Consider the following 19,556-nt stretch of genomic DNA (forward strand, 5'->3'; position numbering starts at 1 on the left):
TGGAATGATTATGATCGATAAATGAAGTAATGAAGTGGATGTTGAAATAGAAAGGGAAGTGACCGAATGGCTTTAACGACAGGAATTGTAGGGTTACCGAATGTCGGGAAATCAACGTTATTTAACGCAATTACACAAGCGGGAGCTGAATCAGCGAATTATCCGTTCTGTACGATTGATCCGAATGTCGGTATTGTTGAAGTACCAGATGTACGTTTGCAAAAGCTAACAGAGCTTGTAACACCGAAGAAAACGATCCCAACCGCATTTGAGTTTACTGATATTGCTGGTATTGTCGAAGGAGCAAGTAAAGGAGAAGGGTTAGGAAATAAGTTTCTTTCGCACATTCGCCAAGTCGATGCAATCTCGCATGTCGTTCGTTGTTTTGCAGATGAGAATATTACGCACGTTTCCGGTGGGGTAGATCCGCTTCGTGATATCCAGGTGATTAATTTAGAGTTAATTCTTGCGGACTTTGAAACGATTGATAAGCGCTTTACTAGAGTGGCGAAGCTAGCGAAGACAAAAGATAAGGAAGCTGTTGCTGAGCTTGAAGTATTAGAAATGCTTAAGGCGGCTTTTGAAGAAGAGAAGCCTGCAAGAAGCATTGATTTTACGGATGAACAACTGGCTATCGTGAAGCAGTTTCATTTGCTAACGATTAAGCCTGTTTTATATGTAGCAAATGTGAGCGAGGATGACCTACTAGCTCCAGATGATAATGAGTATGTACAAAAGGTTAAAGAGTTTGCTCATGCAGAAAATAGTGAAGTCATTGTTGTTTGTGCAAAAATCGAATCAGAAATTGCTGAGCTTGAAGGTGAAGAAAAGGATATGTTCCTTGAAGAACTCGGTATTGAGGAGTCAGGATTAGATCAATTGATCCGCGCAGCCTATCAGTTATTAGGCTTACAAACATACTTCACAGCTGGTGTACAAGAGGTGCGTGCATGGACATTCCGAAAAGGGACGAAAGCGCCACAAGCGGCAGGAATTATTCATACTGATTTTGAAAAAGGCTTCATCCGTGCTGAAACGGTATCGTATGATGATTTAATGGAAGCAGGCTCGATGAATGCAGCAAAGGAAAAAGGGAAAGTTCGTTTAGAAGGAAAAGAGTATATCGTCCAAGATGGCGATGTTATCCATTTTAGATTTAATGTATAAAATGTGAAACCGAATCTATGTCCTTTCCTCGGAAAGCTTATGAACTCCGATAGTCTGTAACACTATCGGAGTTCACCTTTTTATGTGGTCTCTGAAACAGTGTTTTTACTAGAGCGTTTACTCTGAGTGAATCTTATTTTAAGGTGAAATAGCATTGCGGTACAGCGAACGATCTGTTATAATATTGGAATGTGAGTAAAATGACTTATTTTGATGAGTTTTGCTCCTTGCTCCGTTAGTGGAGCCGTTAGACCAAAAGGAGGTGGATCGGAATGCGTAAGTACGAAATTATGTACATCATCGCTCCAAACCTAGACGAGGCAGCAACTAAAGAAGTATTGAACGTTTTAACAATGTTCTTACAACGAATGGTGCTGAAATCGAAAAGGTGAATGAAATGGGTAAGCGTCGTTTAGCATATGAAATCAATGATTTCCGCGAGGGTTTCTATGTATTGCTAAATGTACAATCTAACTCAGAAGCGATTGCAGAATTTAACCGTCTTATTAAGATCAACGAAAGCGTTATTCGTGTTCTTATTACAAAAGACGAAGAATAATGAATGGAAAATGGGAGGGGTATGAATGCTTAACCGAGTCGTGCTAGTTGGACGTTTAACGCGTGATCCTGAACTGCGTTACACACCAAATGGAGTTGCTGTTGCAAACTTTACGCTTGCTGTGAATCGAACGTTTTCGAATCGGCAAGGAGAGCGTGAGGCTGACTTCATTAATTGTGTCGTCTGGCAGAAGCAAGCTGAAAATGTCGCAAACTATTTGAAAAAGGGTAGTTTAGCGGGAGTGGATGGCCGTATACAAACACGTAGCTATGACAACAATGAAGGCCGTAGAGTCTTTATCACAGAAGTCGTTGCAGAAAGTGTACAATTTCTTGAGCCTCGTAATAGTGGAGGGGCAGGGAATGAATCATTTGGCGGACCTCCAAGTTCAGCAGGGAACAATGACTTTGGTAAGCAGCCAAATCGTTCATCTGGTTTTGATGATCCGTTTGCAAATGATGGCAAGCCAATTGATATTTCAGATGATGATTTACCGTTTTAATTACCTCTCACCTTTAATGAATGGTTATGTGAATAGAATCCAATTTAAAAGGAAAGGAGTGCTGTCAAATGGCTCGTCGTGGTCGTCCAAAGCGTCGTAAGGTTTGTTTCTTTACAGTGAACAAAATTACGAAAATCGATTACAAAGATACGGATCTTCTTAAGCGTTTCATTTCAGAGCGTGGTAAAATCTTACCTCGCCGTGTAACTGGAACATCAGCGAAGTATCAACGTCAATTAACAATTGCCATTAAGCGTGCTCGTCAAATCGCTTTATTGCCATATGTGAATGATGTAAACTAATATGAATGAGACACAGTGTTTATCACTGTGTCTTTTTTTATTATGATAAAATTTTAAATATTAAATAAGAAAGTAAAGGGGTGTGTAGGGGCCGATGAGTTATTCATCACTGTCTTTACTAACTCGGGAATAAAAGTTTTTTCATGTTGAAACAGGTAAAGGGGTATGCTCTTTGAAAGTAAAAAAGGTCCTCTCTCCAAATGGAAAGAAATCCGTGGTATTAGTTGATGATGTCTAAAAAATTATTGAAGAAGTATCAATGTATTTAAAATACCTTGAGTAAAAAGAGTTCTCACTTGGTAGAGGGCAGGTCGTTCGACCCCTGTAGCCTGTGTCAGATCGGTGTACGACACGCCTTCGTAACCTTTCCGTCAAAATACGCAAAGCGCCGCATCCAGTGCTTGATCCACATCGAATTCGCGTTTACGTCCCATCTGTTAAATCTCCTTCCTTAAATATTTCTCATATTATCATAACACACGTTACAAATATATTACTACTCATTGAAAACTAATGTAGGGACTAAAATTCCGTAATGAACATTATGTTATTGACATTATTTACATGGATGTGTAACATAACATTATGTAACGATCGTTACGATATTGCGCAGAACATCTACGACGGACTATTCTGCGAAAAATTCTTTTAAGGAGGTTAGATATGCAACAATTTTTGAAAGGAAAGGTTGTTCTTATTACTGGTGGTTCGCGTGGACTTGGTGCCACTATGGCTGAAACGTTTGCCGATTATGGAGCGGATGTTGCCATCAGTTATTCAGCATCGGTTGACCAAGCAGAGGCTGTCGTGGAAAAACTGAAGTCCAGAGGGGTTCGCTCGTTGGCGATCAAAAGTGACCAAGCAGAGCTTTCTTCTGCTAAATCTCTAGTGAATTCAGTAGTGACCGAGTTCGGAAAGCTCGATGTTCTCGTAAATAATGCTGGCATTACAAAGCAAGGTACGATGGTAGATGATCCCGGATTAGACGAAGAACAATACAATCGTCAGTGGCAAGTAAATGTGATGGGATCGATCGCTAATACTCGTGCGTCGGCAGCAAAATTAGCAGATGGAGGGCGCATTATTTTTATCGGTTCTCGACTTGCTGATTACGTCCCTTTTAGAGGAGTCGCCGATTACGCTGGAACAAAGGCGGCGCTTGTTGGATATTCGAAAGGTATTGCACGTGACCTAGGTCCTCGTAATATCACTGTCAATGTAGTGCAGCCAGGCGTCATGCCTACAGATATGAACAAAGACGTGTCCGATCATCTTCCCCCGGTTGAAACTTTCTTAGATATGCACCCGATCCGTCGTTTTGCAACCTTAGAAGAAGCATCAGAAGCTGTGTGTTTTCTCGCCGGACCACATGGGAGTTACATTACTGGAGAAGTTCTCAATATATCTGGCGGTGTTGGAATCTAAGTCAAATTTGGCTGAAATAAACATTTAAAGGAGAAAAGATATGACTAAAAAATTTAATGCAAAATCAACTGCGGATCAAGTGCTTTCCGGTGTTGATCTCAAAGGGAAACGAATTTTTATTACGGGTGTATCCTCGGGTATCGGTCTCGAAACCGCCCGATCACTAATCTCACACGGAGCCAGTGTCGTTGGTACGGTCAGGGATCTCGCTAAAGCTGAAGAAGAAATTACACCGATCTTAAATGCTGAGAAGCAAAATGGCGGGAGCTATGAATTGATGGAACTCGATCTCGCCTCCTTACAAAGCGTTCGAACTTGCGCTGATACACTATTGGACAAAGGTCAACGATTCGAAGTCATCATTGCTAACGCAGGTATTATGGCAACCCCGTTCGGTCGGACGGTTGACGGATTCGAAGTTCAATTCGGAACGAATTATGTTGGTCATTTCGTTTTAATAAATCGGATCGAGCCACTGCTCGTCGATCATGGACGGTTGGTGGTATTGTCCTCTCAAGCGCACCGTGCTGCCGATATTAATCTAGACGATCTTAATTTTGAGCGACAAGAATATGATCCATTTGTCGCCTATGGTCGATCCAAAACGGCCACTACTCTCTTTGCAGTGGAATTTGATAAAAGGCATCGCATCGTGGAGTCCGAGCAACCTCAGTGATGCCTGGGAATAGTCCCACGAATCTCCCGCGTCATTTCTCCCAGGAACAATTGCAGGGTCTTATTGAGAACATTGGCAAAGCTCGTGCCGACTCAGGCCTACCGCCAGTGGAGTTTAAAGAAGTTGCTCAGGCAACTGCAACGCCAGTTTGGGCTGCAATCGTGGCTGACAAAGACGAAATCGGAGGACAGTATCTCGAAGATTGTGCGATCGCTCCGATCGATAATACGCCAAATCCATTTGCCGATGGTGTAATGTCGTATGCGCTCGATGCTGACAAAGCCGAAAAGCTATGGGTAAAAACCGAGGAATTACTTAACGCAAAAGGTGTGTACACATGGCAGTAATCGGTATCATTGGTGCGGGTGAAGTCGGCAGTCAGCTCGCACGTGCTGCGACAGCGGCGGGAGCTGCTGAGGCCGGAGACTTCGTTATTATCGCTGTTCCCCTTAAGCTGGTTAACAATATGCCTGTGAAGGAACTTGCGGGCAAGATTGTACTCGATACGAACAACTATATGGCTTGGCGTGACGGTCATTATCCAATGATCGAGTCAGGTGAAAAGACAGTACATCAGCTCCGACAAGAGCATCTTCCTCATTCAAAGGTGGCGCAGGCCTTCACCCACATTCAAGCACCTCGTATTTTCATTTCGAGTAGGCCAGCTGGTGATCCCAATCGTCATGCGTTGTCGGTCTCGAGTAATTTTCCTGAAGCAGTTGAGCTTGTTACGCGGCTGTACGACGAGTTCGGATTCGATACGGTTGACAACAGCCCACTGAGCGAGTCGTGGCGATGCGGTCCTGGTCAGCCGGCTTGGATTGCACATGAACACCAGACCCGTGCTGAATTGGCTAGGAATCTCACTAAGGCACGACGGAACAACTTAGCGTAAATGAATTTGGGGGTTAGTATGTGAAGACAATTGCTGTAACTGGGGCTGGACCGGGACTTGGTTTTTCATTGGCAAAAACTTATGGAAGACACGGATTTCGTATTGCTATGGTTTCCAAAACACAAGAAAAGTTAGATTAAAATGCGGAAGAATTAAGAAACTTAGGTATTGAAGCTAAAGGATTTGCTGCGGATATAACAAACAAAGATCAGAGTACTGCAGGACTCATCATTCCAGAGATGATTGAACGAGGCGAAGGGTCACTTCTATTTACAAGTGACCTCTCCTGTATGGGGTCAAGCCGCATGTTTGGAAATTCAGGCATTGTCATGTCAGCCCTGCGAAACTATGTGCTTAATTTACACAAACACTTGCAACCATATGGAATATTTGTTGGACATTTATCTATCAGTACATTGATTAAGAAAGGTAGAGGTATTGATCGAGATCAAGTGGCTGACGCCTGGTATAACTTATATGAGCAACAAGATACGGTAGAAGATACTTTTCCTAAGGGTATTACGCAATTTTTAAACTAGAATAGATTGATCGATCTCCTTAAACACAGTTTGTTTGAAAAAGCCAGCTGTGTTTTTTTTTGCCGTGCATGGCGATTTACTAAGTGAGGAAGGTCTGTAGCTGACAATCTAGAAAGTTTCAGTTTTTCACTCTGCTTTTTGCCTTCAAATTAATGCTGTGCTACATTTACATTAGATACTATAAAACATATTCGAAGGGAGAATGGATATGCCTAATGAATTGGAAGAAACGCACATCTCAAATATTGTTGATTTAAAGGATACCGGCTTTGGTTACACATTGTCCGTCATCGGTGGAAAATATAAAATCATTATTCTATATTGGCTTTTAGAAAATGAGGTGATGCGATTTAATGAGTTAAAGCGCAGCATCTTGAATATTTCTTTCAAGACATTAAGTGTGACATTGAAAGAAATGGAAGCTGACGGGATTGTCATACGCAAAGAATTTCCGCAAATTCCTCCCAAAGTGGAATATTCGCTAACCGATCGGGGGCGCTCTCTCATTTCCGTTATAGACACGATTTGTGAATGGGGCGAAATGAATTCACAACGATAAACTCATTTTTCTGACGCACTTCATCCTTGATAGATGCGATGCATGTGTCCGGATTCTGAGGGAGTTTAAGGAACAAAGATATGGTAAGCTTGAAATCCTGTCAATGCGAGCAGGTTTTTTGCATCTTAAAGTGAAAAAGGTAGAAAGATATTCGCCACTGCCATTGGCGGATAGGAAAGCAAAAAGCCACAGTCACTGGCGGTTCCGAAACAACCGTCAATGAGAGTGGCTAATGACACCTTATCAATTCTGAATGGTTTTCTCTTCTAACGTGGGATAGTCCGTATAACCATGACTGTCTCCACCATAAAAAGTATCTCGGTCTGGTTCATTCAATGGAGCATTAATCTTCAATCGTTCTACTAGATCGGGATTTGCTAAAGCCCATGCGCCAACAGGGGAAATGTCAGCAAGTCCTGCATCAATGTCGACGGCGATATCTTCTAACGGACGACCTGCTCGGTTCACCAATAAGGCATTCGGCCATGCTGAACGAATTTCTCTAAGCAGCTCTTCGTTCCCGACATGTAACATATGAATGTAGGCTAAATCCAACTTTGCCAGCTCTGGAACGAGGTAATGGTATACGTCGATAGCACTATCTCCCTCATCAACACCACCAAGCGGAACTCCTGGCGAGATACGGATTCCAGTGCGCTCTGCCCCTATTTCATCTATAACTGCTTTTGCGACTTCTAAGGTAAATCGAGCACGATTCTCAATAGAATCTCCGTATTCATCTGTGCGATGATTAGAATGTTCACTAATAAATTGATGAAGAAGGAAACCATTTGCACCATGAATTTCCACCCCATCAGCACCGGCTTTAATTGCTGATGCAGCTGCTTTTCTAAAATCATCGATCGTTTCATTTATATCTTCCTGACTCAGTTCTCTAGGAACTGGGATATCCAACATTCCATTGGTAGTGAACATCTGGATGCTAGGTGCAATAGCTGATGGTGCAACAGGTTGACGATGATGAGGGGTATTATCTGGGTGAGACATCCTTCCAGCATGCATTAACTGAATGAATAAGTGACCACCAGAAGCGTGTACTTGATCTGCAATCTTTCGCCATCCTTCTACATGTTTATCCGTGTATATTCCAGGGGTCATCAAATATCCTTGCGCATCATCAGATACTTGAGTACCTTCACTGATGAGTAAACTCAGGGAGGCACGCTGCCCATAATACTCTGCACTTAGAATTCCTGGTGTTCCATCAGGAAGCGCACGGTTTCGAGTCATCGGGGCCATCGCTAAACGATGAGGTAATTTTAAATTTCCAATAGTTACTGAACTCCATAATTTAGTCATTTTGCAACACTCCTTTAAATAGTTAAAGATTTCTTAAAAACGTTAAATAGTTTTTCATGTTATGTTCTAATTCTTTATTCGAGGGATCTTCACCGTAAAATGCATGAATCGAACGATAATCCGCCTTGCAATATAAAAAGGTTGTTTCAAATGGAATAAGCATTTGCTCTAAGGTATGACCGTATCTTCCATCTATACTGTAGTCATCCGCAGTGCTCCCTGCCGAAACAGCTAATGCAATTTTTTTGTTTTTTAATTTGTCACCTCCATTAGGTCCATGAGCCCATCCTTCAAGAAAAACTTCGTCCAGCCATTTCTTTAGAAGTGGTGGACTACTGAACCAATAGACAGGAAATTGCAGTACCAGATGATCGTGAGAATCAATGAGCTCTTGTTCGTGTTTTATGTCAAACGGTTCTGTAGGATATACCTTATACAATTCATGTATAGTGAATTCTTCAGGTGCTTTTTTTAACTCTTCTATCCAGTACTTATTTACGATGGACGAGTCTATGTCGGGGTGTGCTATCACAATAAGTGTTTTCATTTCATGGATCCTCCCTTATAATTTGTTGCAGTATGAGTATAGAATAAGCAATTAGAATATGTAAGTACGCACTTTTAAATCAGGTACTTACGAAGAGGAAAGTATCACAAAAATACTTGCACTCCAAATAAATATCTGTTAATGTGTAATTGATCAATCACTAACAACGAAATATATTAGGAGGTTGCGCACATGGCTAAGCCGAATCGCAAAGAAGAAATCCTTGAGGCAGGGCTAGAAGTGTTCGCCAAACGAGGCTACTATAATACGACTACCGCTCATATAGCAGAAAAAGCTGGGATTTCCCAGCCATATGTGTTTCGTTTTTTTGAGACGAAGGAAGAATTATTCATTGCGGCTCTAGAGCGAGCGTATGAAAGAATATTGCAAAGCTTCAAAAATGTTAAGGCAAGTCCTGAAGAACTTGGGATGAAGATGGTGCAAGCGTATGAAGAGTTATCGAATTCTCACCCTAATGAAATTGCCTTGCAAGTAGTAGGAATTTCTGTGAAGGAAGAGCCTATTCAAAAGTGTACGAGAGAATGGTTATCTCGAATTAGAAGCTACGTCTTGGATCGATTTAAAGAAGCGAATCTCGAAAATGCTGAACAAATGGTTACGACATTCATTGCTGTGGGGATTTTATGCAATATCGCTTATTTTATTGATCTGCCTGAACTGATTGGTAAATGAGACGAATAATGCGATGAAATTTACGACTTAACATAAGTCGATTCGCAATAAATGACTGTAATAGTGATAAGTCCATTTTATAAAATAGTAATTGATCAATCAATAATAAACTATTCCGGAGGTGGGAAAATGAAACCAAAAGTAAAAGAAACAGTAACATAACACGTAAACAGTGAATAAACGAGAATGAATAAATGTAAGAAGTGATTTTTTTAAATTTTAGTAATTGATCAATCAATAAAAAAAGTAGGAGAGTGGTTTAAATGAGTAAAGTTAAACATCAGCAAACAATTTCAAATGAGCGCAGTTCAAATCGTTGGTTAGCACTTATATTTCTAGCTTTGGCACAATTTCTTGTAGTATTGGATTCGTCGATCATTAATATCGCATTACCTTCGATTGGTGAAGATCTGCTTCTAGGTACAGATACGTTAAGTTGGGTCATTACAGCTTTTATCGTTCCATTCGGTGGCTTACTTCTATTAGGTGGCCGTTTGGCCGATCGCTTTGGACATCGGACAATTTTTATGTTGGGAGTGATTGGTTTTATACTGGGGTCAGCTTTGGCTAGTTTATCGAACTCCATTGAATTTCTTTTAGCTGCACGTACCATTCAAGGAATTTCAGCTGCCTTTTTAGCCCCTTCTGCATTGGCACTTGTTACTGTGCTTTTTACAGAACCGAGTGAACGTGCGAAAGCTTTAGGGTTATGGGGGATCGTTGCAGGGCTTGGTAGTGGAGCAGGTGTTTTATTAGGTGGAATTTTGACATCCATGTTTGGATGGACAGCGATCTTTTTTATTAATATTCCTGTCGGTGTGCTCGTTGTTATCGCTTTACCTATGCTGGTTACGAAGGATACAAAAGCTCAAAATAAGAAAACAGATGTGCTTGGCGCTGTAACTGTTACAGCAGGCTTAGTATCGCTAGTTACCTCTCTGACAGCAGCGAACCAAGTTCATATCATGACTACAGTGACTCTCTTTGTTTTAGGAATCGTACTTTTGGTATCATTTATTTTCATTGAAAAAAAAGCGAAGGAACCCCTTGTACCTTTCAGTATTTTTCGCAATCCTTCGGTAGTTAAAGGTAACTTATCCATGCTATTTATTGGTGGAGCGATGATCGGATTATTCTTCGGACTATCGGTGTATATGCAAATGGTGTTGGAATATGATGCACTTACAACAGGACTTACTCAGCTTCCGCTTGTGGTTGCATTAATGCTCGGCGCTGGAATCGTCCCAGAATTCATGAATCGAGTAGGTACAGAACGAACACTCGTATTCACACTTTTCCTGTTTGCTGCTGGTTTAGTTTGGCTGTCATTTGCACCAAGCGATGCCTCATTCGTGAGCCACCTACTCGGTCCAACCATTGTTCTCGGAGCAGGAGCTGGAGGCGCACTTGTATCTAGTACTGCACTTGCTGTTAGCGGAGTAGCCAAAAGAGAAGAAGGCTTGGCAGGCGGTCTTATGAATTCGAGTCAACAAATTGGAGGAGCCTTTGGGATCACGATCCTAGTCATCGTTTCTGCTATGAGAACAGATGCTCTTACTTCTGCAAACTTTGATATGGCAGATGCATTAACTGGTGGTTTTAGTTGGGTGTTTCGTGGAGCAGCCATATTCGCAATCATTAGCGCACTGTTAGTCATTTTTGTTCAACGAAAAAAAGTTAATACAACTGTGAAGCAAGGCAGCTTAAATCAATCGAGGTAATGGCTTTATTTTTACAAGAAATGATTGATCAATCAATAAAAAGTGAAATTAAAGGAGGAATAAACCCATGAACAAAGCTATCGTTATAGGAGCAGCAGGTGGCACGGGTCAGGTTATCGTTTCGGAATTATTATCAAAAGATGTTGAAGTGATTGCATATGGGCGTACAGAGGAGAAATTAAAGAAATTAGTAGAAGACAATTATCACCATCATTTACTATCCTACAAAGTAGGTGACCTCTATGACTTCTCGACGATTGTTGAGGCAGCAAAGGATGTAGAAGTCATGTTCTTATGTACGGGTGTGAGTTATCATGCCAATGAAGAGGAGGTACTTCGATTTGGCAAAAAGATGATGGATTTAGCGGATTTTTTAGGAATCAAAATCGTTTTTGTAGACGGAATATACGTTTATGGATATCAGGTCGCCAAGGGTGACGAGAATCACCCTATGGAGCCGCATACGAGGAAAGGGAAATTAAAGGTGAAGTTAGAACGGCTTATATTCAGTGGTCAATGGACGAGAGCTAAAGCACTCATTGTGAGACTTCCCGATTATTATGGTATCAGCTCTCAAAATGCTTACTTGCAGCCTACTTTAGAAGGGATCGCCGCTAATAAGCCAACGATTTTTATGGGTAATTTGAAAACACCACGCGAATATGTTTATTTGCCAGACGCAGCTAAAATGATTGTGAATATAGCAGAAAAAGAAGAGTCATACGGTGAAAAATGGAACATTCCTGGTGTTGGATTAATTTCAGGTAAAGAAATTATCAGGATTGCTCGTGAAGTAACAGGAAATCGAAAAGCGGTTATTCCTTTAACTAAATTCTCTATTCGCTTGATTGGGTTATTCGATGCATTCATGAAGGAAGTCGTCGAGATTATGTATTTGACAGAGAAGGGGTTTGTATTAAGTGGTGACAAATATGAGAAACGCATTGGTCCCATACCCGCAACTCCTTATAAGGAAGGTCTTGAAGAAACGTTACGAATACTAATGAAAAGTAAAAAGGAAATCTAGGAGGTCAAAAAAAGGTATAATATAGGTATGTTGAATTAGGACTGTCCTTCGCATGCTAGCATGAAAGGACATCCCCTTTTCATTCTGCACTTGCTCTCGCACCCACACTTTCCTATAATGTCCGGATTCCATGAAGAGATTTGTGCCTGCGTCCAAGGTAATACGTTATTGCAGTGAGGGAATTTCTTTTAAAATTTACTTGAAAACCCCTGATCCTTTGTTCGGTAATCGTATTGTGCATTACATCCGGGCATGCTGGTGGTATTCACATAGCCGACGATGATCGCGTTCTGTGCCCTAAGGCAAGTGAAAAAGGTAAAAAACTGATTCGTTCAGTAGCTTGTCCAGTTTTTCTAGACCGATTCCCATCAATAATGATACCCGTACCCAAGTCCCCTGAAAAAGTTTGTATTTAACTTTTTCAGGGGCTTTGAAGTGGCTCTGAGCGTTACAAAAGCTTATGCGATTCTGAAAGTGAAACGTAACGATCTTCGTCAGATCTTTTATGGAATCGTCATTCCTCTATTTTCGTCATAAAGCCTTTATGAGGCTGTTATAGCATCCTCATTCCGCTATTCACCGATTTTTCCTCCTTTCCTTTCTGATTTTGTCAGAATAGAGGAATGAGGATACCGCTTCTTGCATCATTACACGCATTACACGCAAATAGAGGAATGAGGGACCATTTGATCACGGACTTCTTGCTGAACATGAGGAGCGTCGGAGGTTATGGGCTAATGTTCAAGCTATATCGACATGCTGTTGTTCTCCACCAGACAGTTTCAAAACGTTGTGATCTGTTGTTTCTCTATCAAAGCCCACTTTTTCCAAAAAGGTGTAAAGCCTTCAAACGTATGAAATGATGCCAATATCTATGGTATTTTATAAAGAAACATCACATGTAATAGGATGTTCACCTTTGGATGCTTTAACTTTCCTGTTAATTACGGTAAAATATAAAGGAATATCTAGAAAGATATAAAAGATCGGAAAAATGAGGTGTATTTGTGAGAGATACAAAAACGATGACAGAAGGAGCCATATTGGCTGCTATCGTTACGATCCTATTACTTCTCACTCTTTATGTCCCACTAATCAATACGATTATGATGTGGCGTTGCCATTGCCTTTTGTCGTGTTCACATTTCGTCGAGGGCTGAAGGCCGGGACGGTATTATTACTTGTTTCCTCCTTTTTAGGCTTTATTCTAGGAGGAGGGGTATTAGCAATTATTCCGGCTATTATGTTTGGAACAGCTGGTATGGTGATTGGTGAGATTCACCGTCGAGGCTTAAGCGGCTTTGCTGTCTTGCTTGGTGCATCTTTGGCATATATCGTACATATTTTGCTCCTGTTCGTCGGTATGACTCTGTTAGTTGGACAAAGTCCTATGCAGCTAGCAGCTGATTTAACACGTGACCAAATGGAGCTTGTCGAGCGTACATTAGGTGGAATGGGACAAATGAATACCGAGATGCTTGATGAAGCATTGGATACCCTACTGTTCTTAGCACCTGTAGCCATTGTTTTCTCAGGAATTCTATTAGCCATTATTACGGTGCTCCTTAGTTATTTTGTTTTAAAAAGACTAGGACATGATGTGAAGAAATTGCCTCCCTTCCGGCATTGGGCGTTTCCGAAAAGCTTCTTATGGTATTATTTAGTCGTCTTAATTGTTGCTTTAATCGGTGTAGAAGAAGGAACCGTGATGTTTACGGTTGTTCAAAACTTGATGATGTTATTAGGGTTTGTTTTGACAATTCAAGGCTTTGCCTTTATTTTCTTTTATTGTCATCATAAAAAGGTTTCGATTGCCCTCCCTATTATCATTGTCGTAGCATCCTTCATCCTTCTACCACTCATTGAGGTTATTCGTATAGTAGGAATTATTGATTTAGGCTTTGATTTGCGTAAACGCATTGCGGGCCAGGATAATAGGAGCTGACGATATGCCAAACTTTTTATTAAATCGCTGGCACGGGTATCATGTCATTGCTCTCTTTATCGTTGCAACTGGATTTGTTACGTTTGTTGCATGGTACAATTGGAAAGTAGGAGTCATTGGTTTCCTCTTATTAGGGATCTTACTTGTTTTCTCGATTCAAGCAAGAATGGCATTCGAACGCGATTTAGTCAATTATATTTCAACTCTATCTTCACGAGTATCGAAAGCAGGGGAAGAAGCGGTTAAGAGAATGCCCGTAGGTATTCTCTTATACAATGAAGAACATACGATTCAATGGAGTAATCCGTACATGACTACGACCTTTGATGAGAAGCTCATTGATCGTCCTTTAAGTGTAATTAGTGAAGAGCTTGAAAAATGGTTAGAAGAGGAAACAACGGAAGGGCTTTTACGTATAGATGAGTCTATATACCAAGTAACAATTGAGCCTCAAGAACGATTGCTCTATATGATTGATGTGACGGAGCAAGAGCAGGCTCTAGAGCAATTTCATCAGTCAAAAACCGTGCTAGCGATGCTTTATTTAGATAATTATGATGAAGTTATGCAGGGAATTGATGATCAAGTTCGCGGACGGATGATGAGTATTGTTACGAAGACGTTAAATGAATGGGCTGACTATTACGGAATCTATTTACGGAGAACGTCGGCGGATCGATTTATTGCGGTTATGCATGCTTACTCACTTAAAGAAATGGAAGAAAGTCGTTTTGAAATTATTGATGATATTCGTGAGCGAACGGCTAAAGAGAAATTACCGATTACGCTTAGTATTGGCGTAGGGACGGATGAAGATGATTTGCGTGAATTAGGAAAAATCGCGCAATCAAGCTTAGATCTTGCACTTGGGCGCGGTGGTGACCAAGTGGCTATAAAGCGCACAAACGGTCGTGTTCGTTTCTATGGTGGGAAATCGAACGCGATGGAGAAGCGAACGCGTGTAAGAGCGCGAGTCATTTCTCATGCGTTGCGTGACTTTGTGACAGAAAGTGATAAAGTCCTCATAATGGGTCATAAAAATCCCGATATGGATGCAATTGGTGCTGCAATTGGGGTTCAAAAGCTAGCTGAGGTCAACGATAAGGAAGGCTTCATCGTTTTAGACCCGAATGATATAAATTACACGGTTCAAAAGCTGATGGAGGAAATAGAGGAGCATGATTATTTATGGTCGCACTTTATTACTCCTGAAGAAGCAAAGGATCAAATCACACCAGAAACGCTTTTAATTATCGTAGATACGCATAAGCCATCATTAGTAATCGAACCAGAATTATTAAATAGAGTTGAGCGTATCATCGTCCTAGATCACCATCGTCGTGGTGAAGAGTTTATAGAGGATCCAGTGCTTGTCTATATGGAGCCATATGCGTCATCGACGGCAGAGCTTGTTACAGAGCTGCTTGAATATCAGCCTAAGCGTCTACAGATGGACCGACTAGAAGCAACAGCATTACTTGCTGGGATTATTGTTGATACGAAAAGCTTTGCTGTCCGAACAGGAGCGAGAACGTTTGATGCGGCATCCTTCCTTCGCTCAAATGGTGCCGATACAACGCTCGTTCAAAAGCTTTTGAAGGAAGATTTAGGTCAATATGTGGAACGCTCGAAGCTGGTGAAAAGTGCAGAAACATATCGTGATGGTTTTGCGATTGCTACAGCAAGCGAAACGAAATTATATAATCAAATTATTATTGCTCAAGCTGCGGATACGTTATTGTCAATGAAGGATGTTGTTGCTTCTTTTGTCATTTCCAAGCGAGAGGATGGCTATGTAAGCATTAGTGCTCGTTCGTTAGGTGATGTGAACGTTCAAATTATTATGGAATCACTTGATGGTGGCGGGCACCTATCGAATGCAGCGACTCAATTGACAGATATAACGGTCTTGGAAGCAAAAGAAAAGCTACAGGAAGCAATTGATCAATATATCGAAGGAGGTCAATAATTAATGAAAGTGATTTTCTTAGAAGATGTAAAAGGAAAAGGGAAAAAAGGCGAAACAAAAAATGTTTCAGAAGGTTATGCTCGCAATTATTTGTTACCGAATAACTTGGCCGTTGAGGCGACACAAGGTAACATGAAGAATTTAGAAGCACAAAAGAAAAGTAAGCAAAAGAAGGAAGACGAAGAATTAAAGGCGGCTCAGGATTATAAGGCGGAGCTAGAGGCTTTAACAGTTGAAATAAAAGCAAAAGCAGGAGAAGGGGGCCGTTTATTCGGAGCTGTTTCCACAAAGCAAATTGCTGAAACATTAAAGAAAATGAAGAAGAAGGTAGACAAGCGTAAGATTATGTTAGATGATCCGATTCGTGCACTTGGCTATACGAATGTACCAATTAAAATACATCCAGATGTCATTGCCACTGTTAAAGTGCACGTTGTAGAGGAATAGAAAATAGCGGAGGGTGTCGCAAAAGGGAAATGCGATACCCTCTTTAAAAAGATAAATATTAGAAAGGCGGGACAGGCATGAGTGATTTATTTGCAGATCGTACACCACCACAAAATATCGAAGCAGAGCAAGCGGTCATAGGGGCTGTTTTTCTATCTGCTGATGCTCTTGTCACCGCTTCTGAGCGTCTTACTCCAGAGGATTTCTATCGAGCTTCACATCAGCGGATCTATGAGGTGATGCTCGATTTGTCGGAGAAGGACGAGCCAGTAGATTTAGTAACAGTAACTTCAGAGTTACAGAATCGAAAGTGGCTTGATGATATTGGTGGTATTGCATATTTAAGTGACCTTTCTAATGCTGTACCGACAGCAGCAAATGTGGAATATTATACAAAAATTGTCGAAGAGAAGTCGATTTTGCGAAGGTTAATTAAAGTTTCAACATCAATAGCGGCTGACGGCTATGCAAGTGAAGAAGAAGTCGATACAATCTTGTCAGAAGCAGAGAAGACGATCTTAGATGTAGCGCAGCGTAAAAACACGAGTGCCTTTATTTCGATTAAAGATGTCTTAGTTGAGACATATGAAAAGATTGAAATGCTGCAAAATCAACAAGGGGAAATTACAGGAATTCCAACAGGCTTCCAAGAGCTTGATCGAATGACTGCTGGCTTTCAACGTAATGACTTAATTATTGTCGCAGCACGACCTTCTGTCGGTAAGACAGCTTTCGCGTTAAATATTTCGCAAAATGTAGCAACGGCTGCTGGGGAAAATGTGGCGATTTTCAGTTTAGAGATGGGAGCAAGCCAGCTTGTCCAACGGATGCTTTGTGCAGAGGGCAATATTGATGCACAACGGATGAGAACAGGTGCGTTAAACGCTGAAGATTGGCAGAAGCTGGCGATGGCGATGGGAAGCTTGGCGAAAGCGGGTATTTACATTGATGACACTCCTGGTGTGAAGGTGAATGACATCCGAGCGAAATGTCGGCGATTGAAGCAGGAGCAAGGGCTTGGTATGATTATGATTGATTACTTACAGCTTATTCAAGGGAACGGCAAGAGTGGTGAAAACAGACAACAAGAGGTATCAGAAATTTCTCGTACATTAAAACAAATTGCTCGTGAGCTTGAAGTACCTGTTATTGCTTTATCTCAGCTTTCTCGTGGTGTTGAGTCGAGACAAGATAAGAGGCCGATGATGTCTGATATTCGTGAATCGGGAAGTATTGAGCAGGATGCTGATATTGTTGCCTTTCTTTATCGCGATGATTATTATGATAAAGAATCGGAAAATCAAAATATTATTGAGATCATTATAGCTAAGCAACGTAACGGTCCAGTTGGAACGGTGGAGCTAGCGTTTGTGAAGGAATATAATAAATTTGTTAACTTAGATCGTAGACATGATGAAAGTAATATGCCACCAGGTGCATAAATAGAGCGGCCAATAAAGAAATTTCTCTTTTTTGGTCGCTTTTTTGCTGTTTCTTACTCAAAAAACGAATTACAGTCGAACGAAATTGAACACAAAATATACAAATGTTCGTGTTTACATTGACGGTATCGGGAGGAGTTGGTATACTAATCAGTGGCTTTGGAAAACTATACTTACTAAAGGCTAATGCGGAGGTGCATGTCATGTCATCAGTTGTTGTTGTAGGAACACAATGGGGTGATGAAGGGAAAGGGAAGATTACCGATTACCTTTCAGAGCGAGCAGAGGTTGTTGCCCGTTATCAAGGGGGGAACAACGCAGGTCATACGATCGTGTTTAACGGTGTGAAGTATAAGCTACATTTAATTCCTTCTGGTATTTTTTATAAAGACAAGGTTTGTGTGATTGGTAATGGAATGGTGATAGATCCGAAAGCGATCGTGGAGGAAATTGCTTATTTGCATGAACGTCAAGTTGATACGAGCAATTTACGAATTAGTAATCGTGCCCATGTGATTCTTCCTTATCATTTGAAGCTTGATATCGTTGAAGAGGAGCGTAAAGGTGCCAATAAAATTGGAACAACAAAAAAGGGCATAGGGCCTGCTTATATGGACAAGGCTGCACGAATTGGAATCCGTATTGCCGATTTATTAGATAAAGAAGTGTTTGAGGAAAAGTTAGAACGTATTCTAGAAGAAAAGAATCGTTTATTTGAGAAGTATTATGAGGTAGAAGGATTTACGAAAGAGGAGATCCTTGATGAGTACTATGAATATGGCCAACAAATTGCACAATATGTCTGTGATACATCTGTTGTGTTAAACGATGCATTAGACGAAGGGCGTCGTGTCTTATTTGAAGGTGCTCAAGGTGTTATGTTAGATATTGATCAAGGGACATATCCGTTTGTCACGTCGTCGAATCCAATTGCTGGGGGTGTCACGATTGGTTCTGGTGTCGGGCCAGCGAAGATTACAAAAGCTGTTGGTGTTTCAAAGGCTTATACAACTCGTGTAGGCGATGGGCCATTCCCTACTGAGCTTCATGATGAGATTGGAGATCGAATTCGTGAAGTAGGTAATGAATATGGGACAACAACTGGTCGCCCACGTCGTGTCGGATGGTTTGATAGTGTCGTTGTTCGCCATGCTCGTCGAGTGAGTGGGTTAACCGATCTTTCATTAAATTCAATCGATGTATTAACAGGGATTAAAACATTGAAGATTTGCACAGCCTATAAGTATCGTGGGACAATCATTGAAGAGTTCCCGGCAAGTTTGAAGACGTTGGCTGAGTGTGAGCCTGTTTATGAGGAACTACCTGGGTGGGATGAGGATATTACAGGGGTGAAGTCGTTAGATGAGCTACCGGTTAATGCTCGTCATTATATTGAACGTGTTTCACAGCTTACAGGTATTCCATTAACGATCTTCTCTGTAGGTCCAGATCGTGATCAAACGAATTTAGTACGTGGCGTATTTGCGTAATTGAAATAGGAGAAGCAAGTGCATACGTTTTTTTGTATGTACTTGCTTCTCTCAAAGTTAACGTATATTTTTTGAAAAAAGTAGTTGCACGTCGTTTTTTTGTATGCTATTATAAATCTTGTCGTCAAGAGTACAGGCTCTTGAATTAAGCAAAACAAGAGCCATTAGCTCAGTTGGTAGAGCATCTGACTTTTAATCAGAGGGTCGAAGGTTCGAGTCCTTCATGGCTCACCATTTTTTGATAAAGTGGCCCGTTGGTCAAGCGGTTAAGACACCGCCCTTTCACGGCGGTAACACGGGTTCGAATCCCGTACGGGTCACCACTTTATTC

Annotated in this window: 20 protein-coding genes, 2 tRNA genes and 1 pseudogene; 21 read left to right on the forward strand and 2 right to left on the reverse strand. The window is 41.1% G+C overall.

Annotation, left to right across the window (positions count from 1 at the left end):
• Positions 1-66: 66 nt before the first annotated feature.
• The 11 genes and pseudogenes from ychF (at position 67) to JCM9152_RS17465 (ending at position 6,624) form a co-directional block, all read left to right on the forward strand.
• Positions 67-1,167 carry a redox-regulated ATPase YchF gene (gene ychF / locus JCM9152_RS17425; RefSeq protein WP_035346617.1) on the forward strand — a complete coding sequence of 367 codons (1,101 nt, stop codon included), beginning with the start codon at positions 67-69 and terminating at the stop codon, positions 1,165-1,167.
• 272 nt (positions 1,168-1,439) lie between these two features.
• A pseudogene (gene rpsF, locus JCM9152_RS17430) lies at positions 1,440-1,726 on the forward strand (30S ribosomal protein S6).
• 25 nt (positions 1,727-1,751) lie between these two features.
• The gene (gene ssb, locus JCM9152_RS17435) at positions 1,752-2,228 is read left to right on the forward strand and encodes a single-stranded DNA-binding protein (protein WP_035346618.1); all 477 of its coding nucleotides are present in this window, start codon (positions 1,752-1,754) and stop codon (positions 2,226-2,228) included.
• Positions 2,229-2,296: 68 nt separating this feature from the next.
• Positions 2,297-2,530, forward strand: coding sequence for a 30S ribosomal protein S18 (gene rpsR / locus JCM9152_RS17440; RefSeq protein ID WP_034628907.1), 234 nt, complete (start codon positions 2,297-2,299; stop codon positions 2,528-2,530).
• 663 nt (positions 2,531-3,193) lie between these two features.
• Complete coding sequence (locus JCM9152_RS17445; RefSeq protein WP_035346619.1) at positions 3,194-3,955, forward strand: SDR family NAD(P)-dependent oxidoreductase; 762 nt, start codon at positions 3,194-3,196, stop codon at positions 3,953-3,955.
• Between the two features lie 40 nt (positions 3,956-3,995).
• Positions 3,996-4,631: an SDR family NAD(P)-dependent oxidoreductase gene (locus JCM9152_RS22985; protein WP_201768799.1), complete on the forward strand. Its 636-nt coding sequence runs from the start codon at positions 3,996-3,998 to the stop codon at positions 4,629-4,631.
• A 107-nt stretch (positions 4,632-4,738) separates the two neighbouring features.
• On the forward strand, positions 4,739-4,978 hold the full coding sequence (locus JCM9152_RS22990; protein ID WP_201768800.1) for an SDR family NAD(P)-dependent oxidoreductase: 240 nt from the start codon (positions 4,739-4,741) through the stop codon (positions 4,976-4,978).
• On the forward strand, positions 4,969-5,526 hold the full coding sequence (locus JCM9152_RS17455; protein WP_035346620.1) for an NADPH-dependent F420 reductase: 558 nt from the start codon (positions 4,969-4,971) through the stop codon (positions 5,524-5,526). The genes JCM9152_RS22990 and JCM9152_RS17455 overlap by 10 nt, the downstream gene beginning before the upstream one ends.
• Positions 5,527-5,546: 20 nt before the next feature.
• Positions 5,547-5,666, forward strand: coding sequence for an SDR family NAD(P)-dependent oxidoreductase (locus JCM9152_RS24195; protein ID WP_369384582.1), 120 nt, complete (start codon positions 5,547-5,549; stop codon positions 5,664-5,666).
• A 99-nt stretch (positions 5,667-5,765) separates the two neighbouring features.
• Positions 5,766-6,065, forward strand: coding sequence for a Rossmann-fold NAD(P)-binding domain-containing protein (locus tag JCM9152_RS23490; RefSeq protein ID WP_235715750.1), 300 nt, complete (start codon positions 5,766-5,768; stop codon positions 6,063-6,065).
• A 208-nt stretch (positions 6,066-6,273) separates the two neighbouring features.
• Positions 6,274-6,624, forward strand: coding sequence for a winged helix-turn-helix transcriptional regulator (locus JCM9152_RS17465; RefSeq protein ID WP_439644216.1), 351 nt, complete (start codon positions 6,274-6,276; stop codon positions 6,622-6,624).
• Positions 6,625-6,867: 243 nt separating this feature from the next.
• On the opposite strand, the gene JCM9152_RS17470 is transcribed toward JCM9152_RS17465, so the two are convergent.
• Both JCM9152_RS17470 and JCM9152_RS17475 read right to left on the reverse strand, forming a co-directional pair.
• Entirely contained in the window at positions 6,868-7,944 is a 1,077-nt protein-coding gene (locus JCM9152_RS17470) for an alkene reductase (protein WP_035346621.1), read from the reverse strand.
• Between the two features lie 22 nt (positions 7,945-7,966).
• Positions 7,967-8,491 (reverse strand): NAD(P)H-dependent oxidoreductase, encoded by a 525-nt coding sequence (locus JCM9152_RS17475; RefSeq protein WP_035346622.1) that lies wholly within the window; start codon positions 8,489-8,491, stop codon positions 7,967-7,969.
• Between the two features lie 192 nt (positions 8,492-8,683).
• Here JCM9152_RS17475 and JCM9152_RS17480 point away from each other — a divergent pair, with 192 nt between their 5' ends.
• From JCM9152_RS17480 to JCM9152_RS17525, 10 genes are all read left to right on the forward strand, one after another.
• Positions 8,684-9,184 carry a TetR/AcrR family transcriptional regulator gene (locus JCM9152_RS17480; RefSeq protein ID WP_035346623.1) on the forward strand — a complete coding sequence of 167 codons (501 nt, stop codon included), beginning with the start codon at positions 8,684-8,686 and terminating at the stop codon, positions 9,182-9,184.
• A gap of 263 nt (positions 9,185-9,447) precedes the next feature.
• Positions 9,448-10,905: an MFS transporter gene (locus JCM9152_RS17485; RefSeq protein WP_081728095.1), complete on the forward strand. Its 1,458-nt coding sequence runs from the start codon at positions 9,448-9,450 to the stop codon at positions 10,903-10,905.
• A gap of 67 nt (positions 10,906-10,972) precedes the next feature.
• A complete protein-coding gene (locus JCM9152_RS17490) occupies positions 10,973-11,932 on the forward strand; it encodes an SDR family NAD(P)-dependent oxidoreductase (protein WP_035346624.1) in 960 nt (319 codons plus the stop codon).
• A gap of 1,123 nt (positions 11,933-13,055) precedes the next feature.
• Positions 13,056-13,877 carry a YybS family protein gene (locus JCM9152_RS17495; protein ID WP_052016096.1) on the forward strand — a complete coding sequence of 274 codons (822 nt, stop codon included), beginning with the start codon at positions 13,056-13,058 and terminating at the stop codon, positions 13,875-13,877.
• A gap of 4 nt (positions 13,878-13,881) precedes the next feature.
• Entirely contained in the window at positions 13,882-15,846 is a 1,965-nt protein-coding gene (locus JCM9152_RS17500) for a DHH family phosphoesterase (RefSeq protein WP_035346625.1), read from the forward strand.
• Positions 15,847-15,849: 3 nt separating this feature from the next.
• Positions 15,850-16,293, forward strand: a complete 444-nt coding sequence (gene rplI, locus JCM9152_RS17505) for a 50S ribosomal protein L9 (RefSeq protein ID WP_035346626.1) — start codon at positions 15,850-15,852, stop codon at positions 16,291-16,293.
• Between the two features lie 77 nt (positions 16,294-16,370).
• A complete protein-coding gene (gene dnaB / locus JCM9152_RS17510) occupies positions 16,371-17,735 on the forward strand; it encodes a replicative DNA helicase (protein WP_035346627.1) in 1,365 nt (454 codons plus the stop codon).
• A 203-nt stretch (positions 17,736-17,938) separates the two neighbouring features.
• A complete protein-coding gene (locus tag JCM9152_RS17515) occupies positions 17,939-19,225 on the forward strand; it encodes an adenylosuccinate synthase (RefSeq protein ID WP_035346628.1) in 1,287 nt (428 codons plus the stop codon).
• Between the two features lie 158 nt (positions 19,226-19,383).
• Positions 19,384-19,459: transfer RNA gene (locus JCM9152_RS17520), tRNA-Lys, on the forward strand.
• A gap of 14 nt (positions 19,460-19,473) precedes the next feature.
• A tRNA-Glu gene (locus tag JCM9152_RS17525) sits at positions 19,474-19,548 on the forward strand.
• Positions 19,549-19,556: the final 8 nt, after the last annotated feature.

It is taken from the genome of Halalkalibacter hemicellulosilyticusJCM 9152, from assembly GCF_000513115.1.
In the GTDB taxonomy this organism is placed as follows: Bacteria; Bacillota; Bacilli; order Bacillales; family Bacillaceae_D; genus Halalkalibacter; species Halalkalibacter hemicellulosilyticus.

What these genes read in the sequence shown, in the direction of transcription:
- ychF (WP_035346617.1), top strand. Translation starts at nt 67, where the DNA reads ATGGCTTTAACGACAGGAATTGTAGGGTTACCGAATGTCGGGAAATCA.
- ssb (WP_035346618.1), top strand. Translation starts at nt 1,752, where the DNA reads ATGCTTAACCGAGTCGTGCTAGTTGGACGTTTAACGCGTGATCCTGAA.
- rpsR (WP_034628907.1), top strand. Translation starts at nt 2,297, where the DNA reads ATGGCTCGTCGTGGTCGTCCAAAGCGTCGTAAGGTTTGTTTCTTTACA.
- JCM9152_RS17445 (WP_035346619.1), top strand. Translation starts at nt 3,194, where the DNA reads ATGCAACAATTTTTGAAAGGAAAGGTTGTTCTTATTACTGGTGGTTCG.
- JCM9152_RS22985 (WP_201768799.1), top strand. Translation starts at nt 3,996, where the DNA reads ATGACTAAAAAATTTAATGCAAAATCAACTGCGGATCAAGTGCTTTCC.
- JCM9152_RS17455 (WP_035346620.1), top strand. Translation starts at nt 4,969, where the DNA reads ATGGCAGTAATCGGTATCATTGGTGCGGGTGAAGTCGGCAGTCAGCTC.
- JCM9152_RS23490 (WP_235715750.1), top strand. Translation starts at nt 5,766, where the DNA reads ATGATTGAACGAGGCGAAGGGTCACTTCTATTTACAAGTGACCTCTCC.
- JCM9152_RS17465 (WP_439644216.1), top strand. Translation starts at nt 6,274, where the DNA reads ATGCCTAATGAATTGGAAGAAACGCACATCTCAAATATTGTTGATTTA.
- JCM9152_RS17470 (WP_035346621.1), bottom strand. Translation starts at nt 7,944, where the DNA reads ATGACTAAATTATGGAGTTCAGTAACTATTGGAAATTTAAAATTACCT.
- JCM9152_RS17475 (WP_035346622.1), bottom strand. Translation starts at nt 8,491, where the DNA reads ATGAAAACACTTATTGTGATAGCACACCCCGACATAGACTCGTCCATC.
- JCM9152_RS17480 (WP_035346623.1), top strand. Translation starts at nt 8,684, where the DNA reads ATGGCTAAGCCGAATCGCAAAGAAGAAATCCTTGAGGCAGGGCTAGAA.
- JCM9152_RS17485 (WP_081728095.1), top strand. Translation starts at nt 9,448, where the DNA reads ATGAGTAAAGTTAAACATCAGCAAACAATTTCAAATGAGCGCAGTTCA.
- JCM9152_RS17490 (WP_035346624.1), top strand. Translation starts at nt 10,973, where the DNA reads ATGAACAAAGCTATCGTTATAGGAGCAGCAGGTGGCACGGGTCAGGTT.
- JCM9152_RS17500 (WP_035346625.1), top strand. Translation starts at nt 13,882, where the DNA reads ATGCCAAACTTTTTATTAAATCGCTGGCACGGGTATCATGTCATTGCT.
- rplI (WP_035346626.1), top strand. Translation starts at nt 15,850, where the DNA reads ATGAAAGTGATTTTCTTAGAAGATGTAAAAGGAAAAGGGAAAAAAGGC.
- dnaB (WP_035346627.1), top strand. Translation starts at nt 16,371, where the DNA reads ATGAGTGATTTATTTGCAGATCGTACACCACCACAAAATATCGAAGCA.
- JCM9152_RS17515 (WP_035346628.1), top strand. Translation starts at nt 17,939, where the DNA reads ATGTCATCAGTTGTTGTTGTAGGAACACAATGGGGTGATGAAGGGAAA.